Origin of the sequence: Paenibacillus guangzhouensis, assembly GCF_009363075.1 — a bacterium.
In the GTDB taxonomy this organism is placed as follows: domain Bacteria; phylum Bacillota; class Bacilli; order Paenibacillales; family Paenibacillaceae; genus Paenibacillus_K; species Paenibacillus_K guangzhouensis.
Genome location: NZ_CP045293.1, coordinates 4,031,981 through 4,047,435, shown reverse-complemented (window position 1 = coordinate 4,047,435; position 15,455 = coordinate 4,031,981). Strand labels below are relative to the sequence as shown.

At 47.4% G+C, this 15,455-nt stretch carries 18 protein-coding genes; 11 read left to right on the top strand and 7 right to left on the bottom strand.

Features of this window, described 5'->3' with window-relative positions:
- Positions 1-25 precede the first annotated feature (25 nt).
- Positions 26-223 (bottom strand): KTSC domain-containing protein, encoded by a 198-nt coding sequence (locus GCU39_RS18180; protein WP_193726539.1) that lies wholly within the window; start codon positions 221-223, stop codon positions 26-28.
- Between the two features lie 241 nt (positions 224-464).
- On the opposite strand from GCU39_RS18180, the gene GCU39_RS18175 reads away from it, so the two are divergent.
- The 3 genes from GCU39_RS18175 to GCU39_RS18165 all read left to right on the top strand — a co-directional run bounded on the left by GCU39_RS18175 (position 465) and on the right by GCU39_RS18165 (position 3,856).
- Positions 465-878 (top strand): hypothetical protein, encoded by a 414-nt coding sequence (locus tag GCU39_RS18175; RefSeq protein WP_152394811.1) that lies wholly within the window; start codon positions 465-467, stop codon positions 876-878.
- A gap of 168 nt (positions 879-1,046) precedes the next feature.
- Positions 1,047-2,117, top strand: a complete 1,071-nt coding sequence (locus GCU39_RS18170; RefSeq protein WP_152394810.1) for a two-component system sensor histidine kinase NtrB — start codon at positions 1,047-1,049, stop codon at positions 2,115-2,117.
- A 224-nt stretch (positions 2,118-2,341) separates the two neighbouring features.
- Positions 2,342-3,856, top strand: a complete 1,515-nt coding sequence (locus tag GCU39_RS18165; RefSeq protein WP_152394809.1) for a leucyl aminopeptidase — start codon at positions 2,342-2,344, stop codon at positions 3,854-3,856.
- 44 nt (positions 3,857-3,900) lie between these two features.
- Here the strand turns inward: GCU39_RS18165 and GCU39_RS18160 are convergent, their stop codons facing one another.
- The 3 genes from GCU39_RS18160 to GCU39_RS18150 are packed head-to-tail and all read right to left on the bottom strand — an operon-like array spanning position 3,901 to position 6,360.
- Positions 3,901-4,080, bottom strand: a complete 180-nt coding sequence (locus GCU39_RS18160; protein WP_152394808.1) for a FeoB-associated Cys-rich membrane protein — start codon at positions 4,078-4,080, stop codon at positions 3,901-3,903.
- Between the two features lie 28 nt (positions 4,081-4,108).
- A complete protein-coding gene (gene feoB, locus GCU39_RS18155; protein ID WP_152394807.1) occupies positions 4,109-6,118 on the bottom strand; it encodes a ferrous iron transport protein B in 2,010 nt (669 codons plus the stop codon).
- Positions 6,115-6,360, bottom strand: coding sequence for a FeoA family protein (locus GCU39_RS18150; RefSeq protein ID WP_152394806.1), 246 nt, complete (start codon positions 6,358-6,360; stop codon positions 6,115-6,117). The genes feoB and GCU39_RS18150 overlap by 4 nt, the downstream gene beginning before the upstream one ends.
- 211 nt (positions 6,361-6,571) lie before the next feature.
- Here GCU39_RS18150 and GCU39_RS18145 point away from each other — a divergent pair, with 211 nt between their 5' ends.
- The 4 genes from GCU39_RS18145 to GCU39_RS18130 all read left to right on the top strand — a co-directional run bounded on the left by GCU39_RS18145 (position 6,572) and on the right by GCU39_RS18130 (position 10,201).
- Entirely contained in the window at positions 6,572-7,534 is a 963-nt protein-coding gene (locus tag GCU39_RS18145; RefSeq protein WP_152394805.1) for an aldolase catalytic domain-containing protein, read from the top strand.
- A 152-nt stretch (positions 7,535-7,686) separates the two neighbouring features.
- Positions 7,687-8,148 (top strand): hypothetical protein, encoded by a 462-nt coding sequence (locus GCU39_RS18140; RefSeq protein ID WP_193726538.1) that lies wholly within the window; start codon positions 7,687-7,689, stop codon positions 8,146-8,148.
- Between the two features lie 63 nt (positions 8,149-8,211).
- A complete protein-coding gene (locus GCU39_RS18135; RefSeq protein ID WP_152393301.1) occupies positions 8,212-9,327 on the top strand; it encodes an IS110 family RNA-guided transposase in 1,116 nt (371 codons plus the stop codon).
- A gap of 274 nt (positions 9,328-9,601) precedes the next feature.
- A complete protein-coding gene (locus GCU39_RS18130) occupies positions 9,602-10,201 on the top strand; it encodes a hypothetical protein (RefSeq protein ID WP_152394803.1) in 600 nt (199 codons plus the stop codon).
- A gap of 94 nt (positions 10,202-10,295) precedes the next feature.
- Here GCU39_RS18130 and GCU39_RS18125 read toward each other — a convergent pair whose 3' ends face one another.
- Positions 10,296-11,192 (bottom strand): C40 family peptidase, encoded by an 897-nt coding sequence (locus GCU39_RS18125; protein WP_152394802.1) that lies wholly within the window; start codon positions 11,190-11,192, stop codon positions 10,296-10,298.
- 197 nt (positions 11,193-11,389) lie between these two features.
- Here GCU39_RS18125 and GCU39_RS18120 point away from each other — a divergent pair, with 197 nt between their 5' ends.
- Positions 11,390-12,037, top strand: coding sequence for a TetR/AcrR family transcriptional regulator (locus tag GCU39_RS18120; protein ID WP_193726537.1), 648 nt, complete (start codon positions 11,390-11,392; stop codon positions 12,035-12,037).
- Between the two features lies 1 nt (position 12,038).
- Positions 12,039-12,719, top strand: a complete 681-nt coding sequence (locus GCU39_RS18115; protein ID WP_152394800.1) for an MBL fold metallo-hydrolase — start codon at positions 12,039-12,041, stop codon at positions 12,717-12,719.
- Positions 12,720-12,782: 63 nt separating this feature from the next.
- Here the strand turns inward: GCU39_RS18115 and GCU39_RS18110 are convergent, their stop codons facing one another.
- The gene (locus GCU39_RS18110) at positions 12,783-13,028 is read right to left on the bottom strand and encodes an HD family phosphohydrolase (protein ID WP_152394799.1); all 246 of its coding nucleotides are present in this window, start codon (positions 13,026-13,028) and stop codon (positions 12,783-12,785) included.
- Complete coding sequence (locus GCU39_RS18105) at positions 13,025-13,348, bottom strand: YbjQ family protein (protein WP_152394798.1); 324 nt, start codon at positions 13,346-13,348, stop codon at positions 13,025-13,027. Before GCU39_RS18105 ends, GCU39_RS18110 begins: the two co-directional genes overlap by 4 nt.
- A 342-nt stretch (positions 13,349-13,690) precedes the next feature.
- Here GCU39_RS18105 and GCU39_RS18100 point away from each other — a divergent pair, with 342 nt between their 5' ends.
- Complete coding sequence (locus GCU39_RS18100) at positions 13,691-14,584, top strand: carbohydrate ABC transporter permease (RefSeq protein ID WP_152394797.1); 894 nt, start codon at positions 13,691-13,693, stop codon at positions 14,582-14,584.
- Positions 14,581-15,420: a carbohydrate ABC transporter permease gene (locus tag GCU39_RS18095; RefSeq protein ID WP_152394796.1), complete on the top strand. Its 840-nt coding sequence runs from the start codon at positions 14,581-14,583 to the stop codon at positions 15,418-15,420. The genes GCU39_RS18100 and GCU39_RS18095 overlap by 4 nt, the downstream gene beginning before the upstream one ends.
- The last annotated feature ends 35 nt before the right edge of the window (positions 15,421-15,455 follow it).

Sequence of the window (15,455 nt, the reverse complement as noted above, 5' to 3'; positions counted from 1 at the left end):
ACGCTGGAATCGTGGGTTACATCATTCATTTGCTACTCACCATGAACTGGATGAAGTCGTCATAACGGTTCTCGGATTGAACTAAGGAATCGTAGATGTCCTTGGTTACGGAAGTGAAAGATTTGATCTCTCCGTTATGATACTGGGCATGAAGCTCGTGGGTGCTGTCATTGTACAGCAGATAGCTAATCTGCTTAGAACAAATCGGAATGATGAAGGACAAAGGTTTTCCCTCCTTATTGGTGTCATTGTCTTTCATCTATATGTCGCTGAAAATGGGTTTATAACTTTCACAAAAAAGGAATTCTAACGGTGTATCGCGAATATGATTGTAAGCACACACAAGAAAACGCTTACCGCGAAGTGCAGCTTGACTTTGTTATATAGGTCCTGTGAATTGGACGAATCGAATGGTGCATTGCAGATGATTCCACAAGGAATAGTTGTAGGAGGAGGATGTCAAAATGAGTTTTTGTTGCGGCGCGAGTATGATGGGAACGAAGGGGACATTGAAGCATTTTCAGACCCAGATTCACAACGTACCTCTTCTGTTCTGTCCGGTCTGTTATCGGGTTGAAGTGCATCATATGGTGGAGAACGAATACGAAATATTGGCCGAGTATGCGCATGGTGACGGGGCAGATGAGGTGGATTTCCGGGATTATGTGCTTGAAGAAGAGAAGGACATGTATGAGAATTGTGTCAATTCGGAACATGAGGATCCGCTCGAAGTGGTGAAGACGCAGATTGATATGGCACTTGATCTATTGACGGTCGCAGGGCACTTGAATGATACAGCTTGGCAGATGCAATTGAAGAAACGGCTCGCAGTAATGAGTCATCGGAAACAGCGATTATTGCAGAAGAATAAGTCTTAAAGTCCGCGTTCAAAATATTCGAATGATTTAAATCTTACCTCTAAGGTAAGATTTTTTTTGTATACGCTAAAACTACCTCTAATTCGACAGGATCTATGGTTGACCAATTTGCCATTTTTTTACTATGATGGTGATAAAGTTGCATTTTTAGCTAAGGGGGGTATAGCTTTGGCGGTAGATCTTCGGAATCACGTATATGAGAATGCACTTCAGCAGTTGGATAGCGGCGTATTATTATTCGATTCGAGTGGGATGTTATGCTTCACCAATCAGGAATTGCTGCGTTTACTCGAAATTTCAGGAGATACGCTGCAAGGTTATTCACTTAAGCAATTGATGCGCCACCCGGCGCTCAAGCGGGAATTCCGCTCACTGATCATTCAGGTGACCAAAGCCGTTCTCAGGCACAAACTGACGCGGTATGAGTTATTGGATAACAATAATCGGCATTGGCTCATTACGATCACGAATTCCGCGCGCATGGGCGGGTATTGCATGTTAACGATCAAGGACGTCTCGGTCTACCAGGATGTCGAACAGACGACGTATCAGCAGGACAAGCTGGTCATGCTGGGGCAGATTTCTGCGGCCATTGCCCATGAAATTCGGAATCCGCTTACAGCGATTCGAGGTTTTATTCAGTTATTGAAGCCCTATTTGATGGCGATCGGGAAGGAAGAATATACGCGCATTATTCTAATGGAAATCGATCGCGCCAATGATATTATTTATGAATTTCTTAATTCGTCCAAGCCTACGAAGCCGGAAAAAACCTGTAAGGGGATTCATTCGCTGCTTCGTGAGGTTATTATGCTGATAGAGAGTGAAGCGTTAATGCGCGGATGCCAGATTCAAGTACGGGAGGAATCGATTACGGATTGGCAAGTAGCGATCGACGTGAAACAAATGAAGCAAGTGATATTGAATTTGATGAAGAATTCGATGGATGCGATCTGTGAATCCGGGAAGCAAGTGCCGGGTCTCATTGAACTGGCAGTGAAGAGTACCGGAGAACAGCTCAAAATCATGATTCGGGATAATGGTAAAGGCATGAGTAAGCTCGCGCAGAAAAAGCTGTTCGAACCCTTCTATACGACGAAGCCGTCAGGAACAGGATTAGGGTTGTCGGTGAGTGAGCGTATTATGAAGAACCACGGCGGCTCGATCCATGTGAACAGTCAAGTTGGTGTGGGGACTGAATTTACGCTAACGCTGCCAATGGCCCAATGTGCTGTATAAGGTCAGGTCTATGAAAAAGGCTTTTATGAGGGAGAATTCCGTTTTTCCTTATAAAAGTCTTTTTCGTATCACCAATATTTTCGTCTGATCATGTCCAAATAAAACGAAATTCGGCAGACAAATTGCCGCCTTTTTTGTTCCTCATATACAGAGTATAATCGATTACTGGGCATAATCTGAATATAATGTAGCAATAACGAAGAAGGACTGGTGATCAGACTACCATGAAAACAACAATACGGTGTGATGCGATGACCGGGCTTACGAATGTACAGACGGAAGTCATCGTCTGGCCCATTCGAAAGGAACAATTGAAGGCAGGGAGCATCCATCCGGATTTGGATGGGGTGCTGCAGGCAGCTGCTGCGCAAGGCTTATTCGAAGCCAAACAGAATCAGGTCTACGCGATGCCGGTCGGTGGCGTCTTTCAATTCAAGACAGTAATGCTCGTAGGACTCGGAAGCCGTGAGCTGCAGCCTGATGTGCTGCGTAGAGCCGCGCAGGCGGCAGGCAGAGCGGTAGTGAAATTGAAGGCGGCAACGGTAACGTGGGTCGTACCCGCTGTACATGAGGTTATCGTGACCGAACGGCCGTCTTACACCTGTGCTCGTGCCTTGACCGAAGGTTTCCTGCATGGGGCTTATCGCATGAAGAAGTATCACCTGAATCAATCGAAATACCAAGGTGTATCGGAATTCATCTATCTGCGTGAGGCGTCCGATCTGGAAGATGCTACGCATCATTGGATAGAGGGGGTACAGACAGGACAGATTTATGCGGAAGCAACCAATCTGGCTCGTGATTTGACCAACATTCCAGGTAATATGCTCGTACCAAAGTTACTCGCAGAGGAAGCCGTCAAGATCGCGAATGCCCATCAGCTAGAAGTCGAGATTCTAGATGAGCAGCAGATCGCGGATCTTGGGATGGGGGGATTGCTTGCCGTTGGGCAAGGCAGCGCGAATCCGCCGCGGATGATCGTACTTAAATATCATGGCGCAGACGATGCCGAAGATGTGTTCGGATTGGTTGGCAAGGGAATCACTTTTGATACAGGCGGCATATCCTTGAAGAAGGCAGCAGGGATGGAAGAAATGATCAGCGATATGGGCGGATCCGCTGTTGTTCTAGGGGTCATGCAAGCCATTGCGCAGCTGCGCCCGCGTATCAATGTCATTGCGGTGATTCCATCGGCAGAGAACATGCCTTCATCAACGGCGTTTAAACCTGGGGATATTGTGAAGACACTCAGCGGACGTACCATTGAAATTCTGAATACAGATGCCGAGGGCCGAGTTGTCTTGGCGGATGGCATCACCTATGCGAAGCAGCTGGGGGCAACGAAGCTCATTGACGTGGCAACGCTTACGGGAGCGGTACTCGTAGCGTTAGGAGATGTGGCTACCGGTGCGGTTACGAATGATGAGACGTTCTTGCAGGAGTTCATCGCGGCATCCAGACGGACGGGCGAGAAGGTGTGGCAGCTGCCTGCATACGATGAGTTCTGGGATATGTTGAAGAGCGATGTGGCCGATTTGCGTAATAGTACCGGTTCTCATGGTGCAACGATTACGGCAGGATTATTCATCGGCACCTTTGCGGATGGGATGCCATGGATTCATTTGGATACAGGCGGAACGGCATTCCTGATGAAGGACCGTGGGATTGATAGCAAAGGGGCGACGGGCGAGATGGTCCGTACGATTACCGAACTGTTCATATCACAAGAAGATTCGTAAAACCGAAAGAGAGGAAGAGCTGATCGTAAGCTCTTCCTCTCTTTTTATATCTCTTTGGAGCCAGATTGCTGTGATGAAGGCGTCGAACATTGGTTCATCTGGCATGATTTATTCTGTGAACAGGAAGCGCATGCTCCTTGTCTGCTCTTACGGAAGAATCGGTATAATGTCCATGCGGCATACAGGACGATCACTGACACAATTAGAATATCTACCATCTTCATTTCGCTCCTCCCATGTAGGAATTGTTCATTACGTGAGCCCGATCCATCGCCCGATCTGATAGATAAGTACGGAGACAATGTATGCGAGCGTTAATCCATATCCGATGGAGAATAACGTCCAGCGCATCGAAGCGGTCTCTTTCCTGATGACGCCTACGGTAGCAAGGCAAGGGACATACAGTAGAATAAAGGCCATGAAGCTGTATGCTTGAAGTGGTGAGAACGCGTGCTTGATCTGTGTCTCTAAGCCTGACATATCCGGCGTATGATAAATGATGTTCATGGTGGAGACGACGACTTCTTTGGCCATAAACCCTGTCAACAGAGATGCTCCCGCCTGCCAAGTGCCGAACCCAAGAGGTGCAAGAATGGGAGCGAATAATCCACCAATCCATGCAAGGAAGCTATGATCCATGTCGACGCCGAACCCACTGGGTCCCGCATAGGATAAGAACCATATCACGACCGATCCTCCGAGAATGAATGTACCAGCTTTACGAATGAAGCCTTTCCCTTTTTCCCACGTGTTGCGCAGCAAGGAGCGGGCTTGAGGCATGCGGTAGGGCGGAATCTCGATGACGAAGATCGACTTCTCCCCTGTATAGAATAAATGCGTGAACAACTTGGCCAAGGCTAATGCCATGACGATGCCAAGCAGATATAACGAGAAGACGACGACCGCTTTGTTGCTGATGAAAAATGCGCCAGCGAACAGACTATAGACCGGCAGCCTTGCCGAACAAGACATGAGCGGTGTGAGCAGTGTCGTAACAAGCCGTTCCTTCGGTTGCTCGATCGATCTCGCAGCCATTACCGCAGGCACGTTGCAGCCAAATCCGATAATAAAAGGGATAAAGGCTTTGCCGTTGAGTCCTACCATCTCCATGACGCGATCCATCACAAGCGTCACGCGGGCCATGTAACCGGAGTCTTCAACCAATGAAATTAAGAAGAACAGCATGAAAATTTGAGGGACGAAGACGAGAACACCGCCTACGCCAGCAATAATCCCATCCACGATCAAGGCATGGGTGAACTCGGAAGCGCCAACGGCTGTTAACGCCTGATTCGCCAGGTCGCTGACCGGACCGCCGATAAATCCGTCCAATACATCGGAGAGGGGCTGTCCGAACCAGTCGAAAGTAAGCTTGAACAGCAGGAACATAAATGCAAGGAAAATAGGCAAACCAAGCCATTTATGCGTTATGATCGCGTCGATCCGTTCGGTTAGTGTATGGGACTCAGATTGCCTTTTGTCCACACATTGATCCATAAGCTGTCGAATAAAGTCCATCCGCACACTGCGGATGAACTGCGGCAGGTGCAGGGCTTCTCCCGATGCACGGAGAGCCTCTTCGGTCTGTTCGTAGATCGCTCGCAGAGGTTCCAACGACATGATGCTGGTCAGTCTATCGATTACAACCGGGTTATTCTCGAGAAATTGCAAGCTTAGCCAGCGAGGATCCGGTAACCCCTCTTGTTGAGGGAGCGCACGGATACAAGCCGTTATTGCTTGTTCAACAATGGGTCCGTATGGAATCTGGAATTGGCTAACAGGTAAGTTCGGATCGGATAAATGACTCAGCATTTGATTCGTGCCTTGTCCCGTACGTGCGACAATCGGTAGAACAGGGACCTGCAGAAGGTTGGACAATTTATCTGAATCAATATATATCCCGCGTGCCTTAGCGACATCAATCATGTTTAATCCGATGAGAAAGGGCTTGTTATATTCAAGCAGCTGTACAGTTAGATAGAAGTTTCTTTCGAGCTGAGAGCTGTCGATGATATTCAATACGGCATCTGGCGATTCTGTAAGCAGAAAATTCGCAGCAACGCCTTCGTCGCTGGAGACCGGATGCAAGGAATAGATGCCCGGAAGATCGACGAGCTGGCCCTGTTTGTTCCGCAGCAGCCCAACCTTTTTTTCGACCGTCACACCAGACCAGTTACCGACATATTCGTAAGATTTCGTGAGGGTGTTGAACAGGGAGGTTTTCCCGGTATTCGGATTACCAGCTAACGCAATCGTTCTCATACCAAGATCACCTCGATCTTCTTTGCTTCTTGTCTGCGGATACCGAACATCTGTCCGTTTGATTCGCAAGTGATTGGCCCGCCGAAAGGCGCTTTCCGTTTCATGTGGACCTCTGATCCAATGGTAATGCCTAAATCAAGCAGCCTCCTGCTTACGAGGACATGGAGATCGGCACAGCTATGAATGCGTACGGTTGAACCTGGGGCAACGCTGGCTAGGTTTACAATTGCTTGGCTGTTCATCGAAAGTCACCCTTGTTTCATATTATAATTGAGAATAGTTATCATTGTGAACATTTTCACTATAACATGTTTACCGGAAATTGAACATCCTTAATTTTTGGCGAAATTGCGTCGAAATGTGGTGTGATTTGCGGAAAATCCTTTTGATTTACCACACTAATTCAAGTAGAATGGAAGGAAATGAAAAAGAGGATCAAAGGAGACAAGCTTAATGAAGACAAATCATTGCAAAATCGTCGACTGCACCATTCGTGATGGCGGCCTAGTGAACAATTGGGATTTCAGCATCGAATTCGTTCAGAATCTATATGCTGGGTTGAATGAAGCAGGCGTTGATTATATGGAAATCGGCTACAAGAACTCCCCGAAATTATTAAAAGGTGCCGATGAAGTCGGACCTTGGCGTTTCCTAAATGATGATTTCCTTCGTAAAGTCATCCCGCAAAAAGGAAATACAAAACTATCTGCGCTCGTTGATATCGGCCGTGTCGATGAAAACGACATTCTACCTCGCAGCGAGAGCATGCTCGATCTTATCCGTGTAGCATGTTACAGCAAAGACGTTGATAAAGGGCTTGATTTGGTGCAGAAATTCCATGATCTTGGCTATGAGACAACGCTGAACATCATGGCTTTGTCGAATGTGATGGAGCATGAGCTGCTCGAAGCGTTCGAGATGATCAACGAAAGTGTCGTGGACGTTGTCTATATCGTCGATTCTTACGGTAGCTTGGATCATAACGATATGAAACATCTCGTAGAGAAGTTTAAACAACATTTGCCGAACAAACGTCTAGGCGTGCATACGCATAACAATATGCAATTGGCATTCTCCAATACGCTCATTGCTGCTGAGCTTGGCGTCGAATTGCTTGACGCATCGGTATACGGGATGGGCCGTGCTGCTGGGAACTGTCCGACCGAGCTTCTTGTTACGCATCTGAAGCACAGCAAATACTCCTTGCGCCCTGTGCTTGATATTATCGAGCGTTACATGATTCCGCTCCGCGAACGCGAAGAGTGGGGATATATCATTCCTTACATGATTACGGGCACATTGGACGAGCATCCTCGTTCTGCGATGGCGCTGCGTGCATCGGATGATAAGGATAAAGCTGTCGATTTCTACGATCGTCTGACGACACCGGAGACGGCCATTACGAAATCCAAATAAGGATGGAAAACAAGCCATGCATCTCGTAACTATACGAGTTCATGGCTTTTTCTTTGCCCAAATTCCATTTGGATTTGTAACTATCCTTCCTCCTGATGCGTCTAGTGCATATCAGATTCATCAAGAAATGAGGGATCACTTTGCGACGATACATGGTCATCGTTTCCATATGTCTCATGCTAGCAGCAGTGACAGCATGTAGTTCCAATACAGGTAACACCTCGGATCAAGGGACGCATAAGCCAATTGCTACGCCGCCGCTGGAGACATCAACAGAGCATACGACAAAGCCCGTGGAGAAGCTGGAAGCCTTACTTCAGAAAGAATTGTCGAAGACAAAGGATGCAGCGGAAGCCGTGGCGGCAACGGAACGTTATTTGAAGGGGGCTACAGTGGAGCAAGCGGATGCCATGTTCACGCTGCTTGAAGGCTTCTATGGCTCTAACCTGCAAGAAGCTGAAGCACAAGTGAGCAATCCAGATGTCCAGCAGAAGCTGTTGAAGCTAAAGTGGCCGATTACGCTGGAACAAGCTGCACAACTGAAGGATACGAAGCTGAAAGACTTGTTAGCTATGATGAACGTAAAGCAGCCCCGTATTTGCTTAGTATCGTAGGTTAAAAATGGAGAGTAGGAGTACAAACCATTTCAGAGCTACAAAGCAAAAGGAGCTGTTACTATGCAGTATGTCACAAAGTTTATCGGTTTAGATGTATCAAAGGAAAAAATTTCAGTAGCCATTGCAGATCCAGGCCGTGAACTCCCACGTTACTATGGCACTATTGCGCATACCCCTGGCGCTCTTCGAAAATTAATAAAAGAATTAGGGCCCGCGGACTCTCTTGCATTCTGCTACGAGGCAGGCCCTACAGGCTACGAAACGCAGCGTTGGATCGAATCTATGGGTGCGAGCTGCATTGTCATTGCACCCTCTCTCATGCCAAAACGTCCGGGTGACCATGTCAAAACAGATCGTCGGGATTCAGAGCAGCTTGCTCGTCTTTTTCGTGCTGGCGAGTTGACGGCTATTCATGTACCAACACGTGATGACGAAGCGCTGCGGGACCTTGTTCGTTCCCGCGAAGCTGCTAGGGAGGATGCGCATCGTGCTCGTCAACGGATACTTAAATTTCTGTTGCGGCACCAGATTCATCCACCAGAGTCAATTCAACGACGCTGGACAAAGAAGTATCGCGTCTGGCTCGCAGCGCTAACATTCCAGCACGAAGCTATGGAAGTTGTCTTTACGGAAATGCTTCATGCACTCGAAGAGATCGAGCATCGGATCGGTCGATTAGAAAATGCACTTCTCCAACAAGCTACGACAGGCGCGAAGTCCTCCGTAATTCAGATTCTGCAATCACTACGCGGTGTTGCGCATATAACAGCGATTACAATTGCTGCAGAAATCGGATCATTCGAGAGATTTCGTTCGCCTACGCAACTCATGGCTTATTTAGGACTTGTTCCTCGTGAATATTCGTCAGGTCAGACAACACGAAGAGGCTCTATGACTAAAGCAGGGAATGGACATTTGCGACGTACGCTAGTGGAGTCGGCTTGGAGCTACCGGCACCGGCCTGCTGTTAAAGGAGATCTTGCCAAGCGATTGGAAGGACTGCCTGCCGAAGTACAGTTACTGTCATGGAAAGCGCAAGAAAGATTGCACAATAAATACCGTCGACTTGTATTCGGAAAAAGCAAACATAAAAATGTTGCCATCGGCGCCGTTGCGCGAGAATTAGTCGGATTTATTTGGGCTGTTGCTCGAATTGCAGAGCAAGGAAGATCGTGAAGTTTAAACACGATAACATACCAAAGCACTGAGACTCTAAGGAAAAACACCGGAACATTAGGCCCGGGAGTAAACGAAGGTTCGGGAGAGAACATACGAGCGCCCGTTTGCACTAGGATAAATAATCCGAATGTGCGTTGCTAGCTAGTAAAAGCTCTCCTTGACGAAGGCATAGAATGTGGTAACCAACCCACGGATAGCAGCGTGCCGACCGTCGCTCGCTTATTTACTCTCGCGCTTAGTGTTTCGGTGAAGACATTTGATTAGTAAATACGTGGATTTGACAAAAACGTTCATAGCAACGAGCCTGTTCAAAGGGAAATATAAGCTGGAATCCGCTGAGGGAATGATTTTCCCTGTCGTGGATTTCGAAGCACTGAAGTCGTTCCAGGCGAGCGTATCGAAGCCGATACAAGCATATATCGCATTGATGGCGGAGGACTCGAATCAACCAGCTGCCAAAGATGCGGGACTCGTGATTCCCCGTGAAGAGCTGTTCCAGCGGGCTCTTCATGCGGAGAAGTATTTGACTTCCTATACCGCGTCGCCGCGCTATGATCGAATCAAACAACGATATTTGAATGAGTTGCACATCGTGCTGCTTGGATTGAACAATACGCCGACGTACGATTGGGAGACGTTCAAGCTGCAACCGGCAATGAAGCAAGAGCTGCAGAAGCTTGCTCAGGAACAGGCGAATACGGTGACCGGAACGATGGTGAAGGAGTTTCTCGCTGTCTTACAGAAAACGAAGGATCAGTTGTATGTGAGGGATCAAGGCGAGCAGAAGGAGATTCAAGCGGTTCGCGCCTATATGGATCAAATGGAGCAACGTGTAGATACCCTGATTAGAACAAGAACGACCGAAGGTTAGGTTAAGATGACCCTATACGCAGGGGAAATTGGAAAAGGACATGAAGGCAGCCTTGGGCTGTGCTCATGTCCTTTTTTTAGATTTTGAACAACCTCTACAAGACTCTGCGAATAAATAACATGTTCTCTGCCCAGTGCCCGGAGGTTATATCGCTGATTTGAACACCTGGATCCCCCCAGGTATGAATGAATTTGCCATTTCCCATATAAATGCCGACATGTCCTGGGATACTGGCGTCATTGAACCTTCCAGGGACGCGGAAGAAGACGAGGTCGCCCGCTGCCATGTTGCTCTTGGTAACGGGGGTTCCCATATTGGCTTGATCCCTCGCGAGTCGTGGTAAATTGATGCCGAAATTCACGAACACATGCTGCGTGAAGGAGGAGCAGTCGAATTTTTTGGATTCGGCATAGGGCTGAGCTCCAAAATCATAAGGTGTTCCTAGATAGTTGCGCGCGTAATTGATAATCGCTTCCGGGTTCGCTCCCCCGTTACTAAGCGCCCGCATTCCGGTAACGCTTTGTGGTTTTAGATGGGAGTTGATCGGTCCTTTGTCTTGGAGGTTCCCGATGATCATTTTGCGCTGGTTTTTGTTCCAATACATTTTCGTCTGCAGAAGCTCAGACATTGCATTCGTCGACATATACAACCGGCCTTTTAAGCGGATAGGTGCTTGGCTTAAGGTAACAGGCGAGCCGAGGGAGGTCGCTTCCAAATTGTCGGTCTGTATTTCATACATGGGATCGGTGTATCCGATCAAGGTTCGGTTTCTGGTCTCGTGCAATTGGAAACCTAACGATTGAACCGCTTGTTTGACAGGGACCCATACAGTGCCGTCTTTCTCGGTTAGTACCACTTGGTCGTGAAAGCTGCCGGAGGCATTGTAGGTTTTGGGATGATCCATCGGTTTGCTGCAGGAAGCGAAGGCAAGGCACAGGCATGTCAGCATCATGATGGTTCGTAAGCGGTGTATGTGAGATTTCTTGGACATTCAGCAGTCACTCCCGTTTGTTTTTTTCTATTTTGTGATAAAGTGTCCGCTTCTATGTAAACGGTCATGGAGGTGGCGGATTTATGGCTTACACTCATGGAATTCTAAATGTTGGGTTGACAAAATAACGTCAGTCGCATAATATGTAACCAATGGTTAGTAACCAACGGTTAGTTTTAAATTGAGGGGGTTTACTGGTGAATCAGACACCATCGAAAATAAAAGGTACACGTGCAGAAGAAACGAAACAACGGATCTTGCAAGCTGCCGGGGAATTGTTCGAAGAGCGCGGCTTCCAGACGGTCACGATGAGGGAAATTGCAAAGCAAGCGGGATGCTCGCACACGGCAATCTATATGCATTGCAAGGATAAGGAGGACCTGCTGCATCAGTTGGTGATTCCACCTCTTACCGCGTTCAAGGAAGAAGCGACGGCATTACTGCACGCCGGGGATGAGCCGCGTAGCGTTCTACAGCAGCTTAGCCGGAAATGGATCGCGTTCTGCCTGAAGCATCGCAGCATTGCATCCGTGCTTATCACGCTGAAATCGGTTCGCGTGGATGAAGTGGAACCGGTATTGCCGCTTAACCAGCTGCGGCTAGATATTTATCGTCTGCTTGAAGAGGTACTGCTCTCGAATTTGCCAAGCGGATTGACTGCAGAACAGCGCCTCACTTGTTCACGGATTTATTTCTACATGTTAATGGGGATTGTGCATACGTATATCGATCATGAAGAAGCCACGATAGCTCTGATGGAGCGCCTTACGCCTATCATGGATACGACCATGGATGTCATGCTCGCAGGGATGATTCACCAATTTACGGAAAAGGGAGAGAAGTAACATGAAGTGGACACAAGTATCGGAACATATCTGGAGAGGAAAAGGGTGGCTGATATTTCCGTTCATTCCTGTGCATATCTGGTTAGTGCGTGATGAAGCCGAAGGAGGCTGGACCCTCGTTGATGCAGGGATGAAGGGCATGGCTCAAGGGGTGCTCGATCATGTGAAACAATTAAATCAGGGACCGATTCGTACGATTGTGTTAACGCATGGTCACAGTGATCATGTGGGGGTGATCGATGCCATCGTCGAGGCGACGGGGGCCAAAGTCTATGCTTATGCGGATGAGATTCCTTATATGGAGGGGGAACGCATGTATCCTCGCCGCAAAAAGCTGGAATACAACGTCAAGCGCGGGCTTGTACGGCCATTGCCAGTCAATGAACAAGGGGAATTGCTTCCGATCGGTGGGGTGACGCCGTATTTCGCGCCGGGGCATTCACCAGGACATGTCGTGTTCTACCATGAAGGGGATGAGATCTTGCTCGCGGGTGATTTATTCACTTCGAACAGCAGCGGGAGCAAGTTGAAGCGGCCCATGCCGATGTTCACAGCCGATATGGACCAAGCGATGAACAGCGCACGCATTGTCGAGAAGCTTAAGCCAAGACAGCTTGAAGTGTGCCATGGAAGTGCTGTGCTCCATCCGATGAATCAATTGCAATCGTACCTTAATGCATAAAAAAGAGGAGCCGCATCCCGCGCGGCTCCCTTTTATTGATTTTAATAAATTATGAGTTCAGAATTATTTATCGTTGATGACAACATATTCACGTTCGCCGGTCTTCGGATTATAATAAACCTGGTAAGTTAGGCCGTCCTTCGGGTCGACGAAGATTTCATTGGTTTTGATAAAGTCCCCGGAATAGAGCGGGCTTTTGTCTTGAGGGGATCTGTTGCGGTAACGTTTATCATAGTATGCCCAGCTCAGCCACAAGAGGACCAGGAAAATCAGGATTTGAAGCCCTCCGTAGCCGAAGAGCCACATCATGATGTTCTTCTCACTTTAACCGCTGTCCCATAGGCCACGATTTCACTCATATTCTGTGCAACTTCGCCGCTGTCGAACCGCATCATGACGATCGCGTCAGCCCCCATCGCATGGGCATTCTGCACCATCCGATCCATCGCTTGGCGACGAGCATCTTCAATCATTTGCGTATATTGTTTGATTTCTCCACCGACGAGTCCTTTTAACGATGCCATAATATCCCCACCGATCCCCCGTGCACGCACAACGACGCCGAATGTGGGACCGAGAACTTCAACAACTTCGTGTCCTGCAATATGTTCTGTTGTTACAACGATCATGTAACCAGCTCCTTTTGTTATGTATGTTTCACTGAGTCATTCATTAATATTACGTATGATCATTAAAAAAGTTCACTTTTTAAAAAATAAAAATAGATATTGAAATTTTATCCATTCGTGATATATTAACGATATACATCAAAATTAAAGCCCTTTAACTTTGGGATACATACACAGCACGAATCGCTAGATTCAATAAATCTTGTATCTAATAATAGATTCAATGGATTTAAGGTATGGTGTCTGCTGTGTCACCCTAGAAGTTAAAGGTTTTTTTGTATCTGAAAGTTAAAGCCCTTTAATTTTGGTGGCATTAAAAATAAAAAGGGGGAGGGTGGCAGGATGAAATTATCCGCAACCGGCAGAGAGAATTTCTATTTCTATCTCTTTATTATGCCGTGGCTTCTCGGATTTCTTATCTTTGCATTATACCCAATTGGAGCATCACTGGTATACAGTTTTACGGATTATGACATTATCAGCTCGCCGAAGTTCGTTGGTCTTGCGAACTATCAAGAACTATTCCAAGACGAATTGTTCTACAAATCGATCTGGGTGACCTTCAAGTACACGATTATCAGTGTGCCGCTTACCTTGATCCTATCGCTGATCTTCGCGATGTTAATCAATCAGAAAATACCTGCCCAAGGCTTCTTCCGAACGGCGATGTATTTTCCGAGTATGGTGTCCGGGGTATCGATGTCATTGCTCTGGTTCTGGATTTTCAATCCTCAGATCGGTTTTTTTAACTACATCTTATCTTGGTTCGGTGTGAAGCCGCAGCTCTGGTTCTTGGATGAACATCTTGCCTTATGGGCGCTGATCATTATGTCCTTCTGGGGAATGGGCGCAGGGATGTTGATCTTCCTCGCAGCACTGCAAGGCGTGCCGGCAAGCTTGCTGGAAGCGGCTAGACTAGATGGCGCAAGCCGATGGTCCACATTCTGGAATGTAACGTTCCCGATGATTTCTCCGATCTTCTTATTTCAATTAATTATGGCCATTATTGAATCCTTCCAAGTGTTTACTCCAGCCTATGTAATGACCCAAGGCGGTCCGAATTACTCCACGAGATTTTATGTCTACCACTTATACGAATCAGCCTTTAAGAACTTCCGTTTAGGTTACGCTTCCGCTATGGCATGGCTGCTCCTCATTGCCGTGTTGATCATCACGTACATCATCATGAAGACATCCAACCGCTATGTGTACTATGAGGGGGGCAAAGAATCATGATGAACAAACATTTCATCAGCCGCGGGCTCGCTTTTCTCATTCTAATCGTATGTACAGCCGCGATGATCTCGCCCATCTTCTTTATGATCTCGACGTCGCTTAAGACGAAGAGCGAAATGCTGCTCTTTCCTCCAACGTGGATTCCACAATCTTTTCAATGGGCGAACTTCAAGGAATTGTTCACGAATGATGAGATTAAGTTCGGCGTGTTGTATCAGAACAGTATCATTATTGCTGTGTTTACTGTTATTGGAACCGTTTTCTCGTCGGCTGTCGTTGCCTATGGGTTCTCCCGGTATCGTGGCAAAGGGCGAAATTTGATGTTCATGCTCATGATCTCGACGATGATGCTGCCTTATCCGGCCATTATGATTCCGCAATTTCTATTGTTCTCGGAGCTGGATTGGATGGATACGTTCTTACCATTGATTGTACCTGCTTTTTTTGGGTCCGCGTATCAGATCTTCTTATTGCGGCAGTTCTTCAATACGCTTCCGAATGAGCTGTATGATTCCGGGAAAATCGACGGCGCGTCGGTGATTCGAATGTTCACGAGCATCGCCTTGCCGCTCTCAGGCCCTGCGCTAGCGACGGTCGCAATCTTCTCTTTCGTATGGAGTTGGAATGATCTCTTGGCACCGGTCTTGTATTTGAATTCGCAGGAGAAATTCACGCTGCCGATCGGGATGGCGGCCATGATCTCATCCAAATTCCGCATTGCCCCTTGGAACCTGCTCATGTGTGCAGCGATTATGGCGGTGATTCCTGTCGTAGCGTTGTTCGCCGTCGCTCAGAAGCGCTTTACGGAAGGGATTGTACTTACAGGTATTAAGTAATCGTTCTGCGATTAATTAATGTATATTCACATTGT

What these genes read in the sequence shown, in the direction of transcription:
- GCU39_RS18135 (WP_152393301.1), top strand. Translation starts at nt 8,212, where the DNA reads ATGCAGTATGTCACAAAGTTTATCGGTTTAGATGTATCAAAGGAAAAA.
- GCU39_RS18110 (WP_152394799.1), bottom strand. Translation starts at nt 13,028, where the DNA reads ATGATGTGGCTCTTCGGCTACGGAGGGCTTCAAATCCTGATTTTCCTG.
- GCU39_RS18100 (WP_152394797.1), top strand. Translation starts at nt 13,691, where the DNA reads ATGAAATTATCCGCAACCGGCAGAGAGAATTTCTATTTCTATCTCTTT.
- GCU39_RS18165 (WP_152394809.1), top strand. Translation starts at nt 2,342, where the DNA reads ATGAAAACAACAATACGGTGTGATGCGATGACCGGGCTTACGAATGTA.
- GCU39_RS18160 (WP_152394808.1), bottom strand. Translation starts at nt 4,080, where the DNA reads ATGAAGATGGTAGATATTCTAATTGTGTCAGTGATCGTCCTGTATGCC.
- GCU39_RS18140 (WP_193726538.1), top strand. Translation starts at nt 7,687, where the DNA reads ATGGTCATCGTTTCCATATGTCTCATGCTAGCAGCAGTGACAGCATGT.
- GCU39_RS18150 (WP_152394806.1), bottom strand. Translation starts at nt 6,360, where the DNA reads ATGAACAGCCAAGCAATTGTAAACCTAGCCAGCGTTGCCCCAGGTTCA.
- feoB (WP_152394807.1), bottom strand. Translation starts at nt 6,118, where the DNA reads ATGAGAACGATTGCGTTAGCTGGTAATCCGAATACCGGGAAAACCTCC.
- GCU39_RS18145 (WP_152394805.1), top strand. Translation starts at nt 6,572, where the DNA reads ATGAAGACAAATCATTGCAAAATCGTCGACTGCACCATTCGTGATGGC.
- GCU39_RS18125 (WP_152394802.1), bottom strand. Translation starts at nt 11,192, where the DNA reads ATGTCCAAGAAATCTCACATACACCGCTTACGAACCATCATGATGCTG.
- GCU39_RS18095 (WP_152394796.1), top strand. Translation starts at nt 14,581, where the DNA reads ATGATGAACAAACATTTCATCAGCCGCGGGCTCGCTTTTCTCATTCTA.
- GCU39_RS18115 (WP_152394800.1), top strand. Translation starts at nt 12,039, where the DNA reads ATGAAGTGGACACAAGTATCGGAACATATCTGGAGAGGAAAAGGGTGG.
- GCU39_RS18105 (WP_152394798.1), bottom strand. Translation starts at nt 13,348, where the DNA reads ATGATCGTTGTAACAACAGAACATATTGCAGGACACGAAGTTGTTGAA.
- GCU39_RS18175 (WP_152394811.1), top strand. Translation starts at nt 465, where the DNA reads ATGAGTTTTTGTTGCGGCGCGAGTATGATGGGAACGAAGGGGACATTG.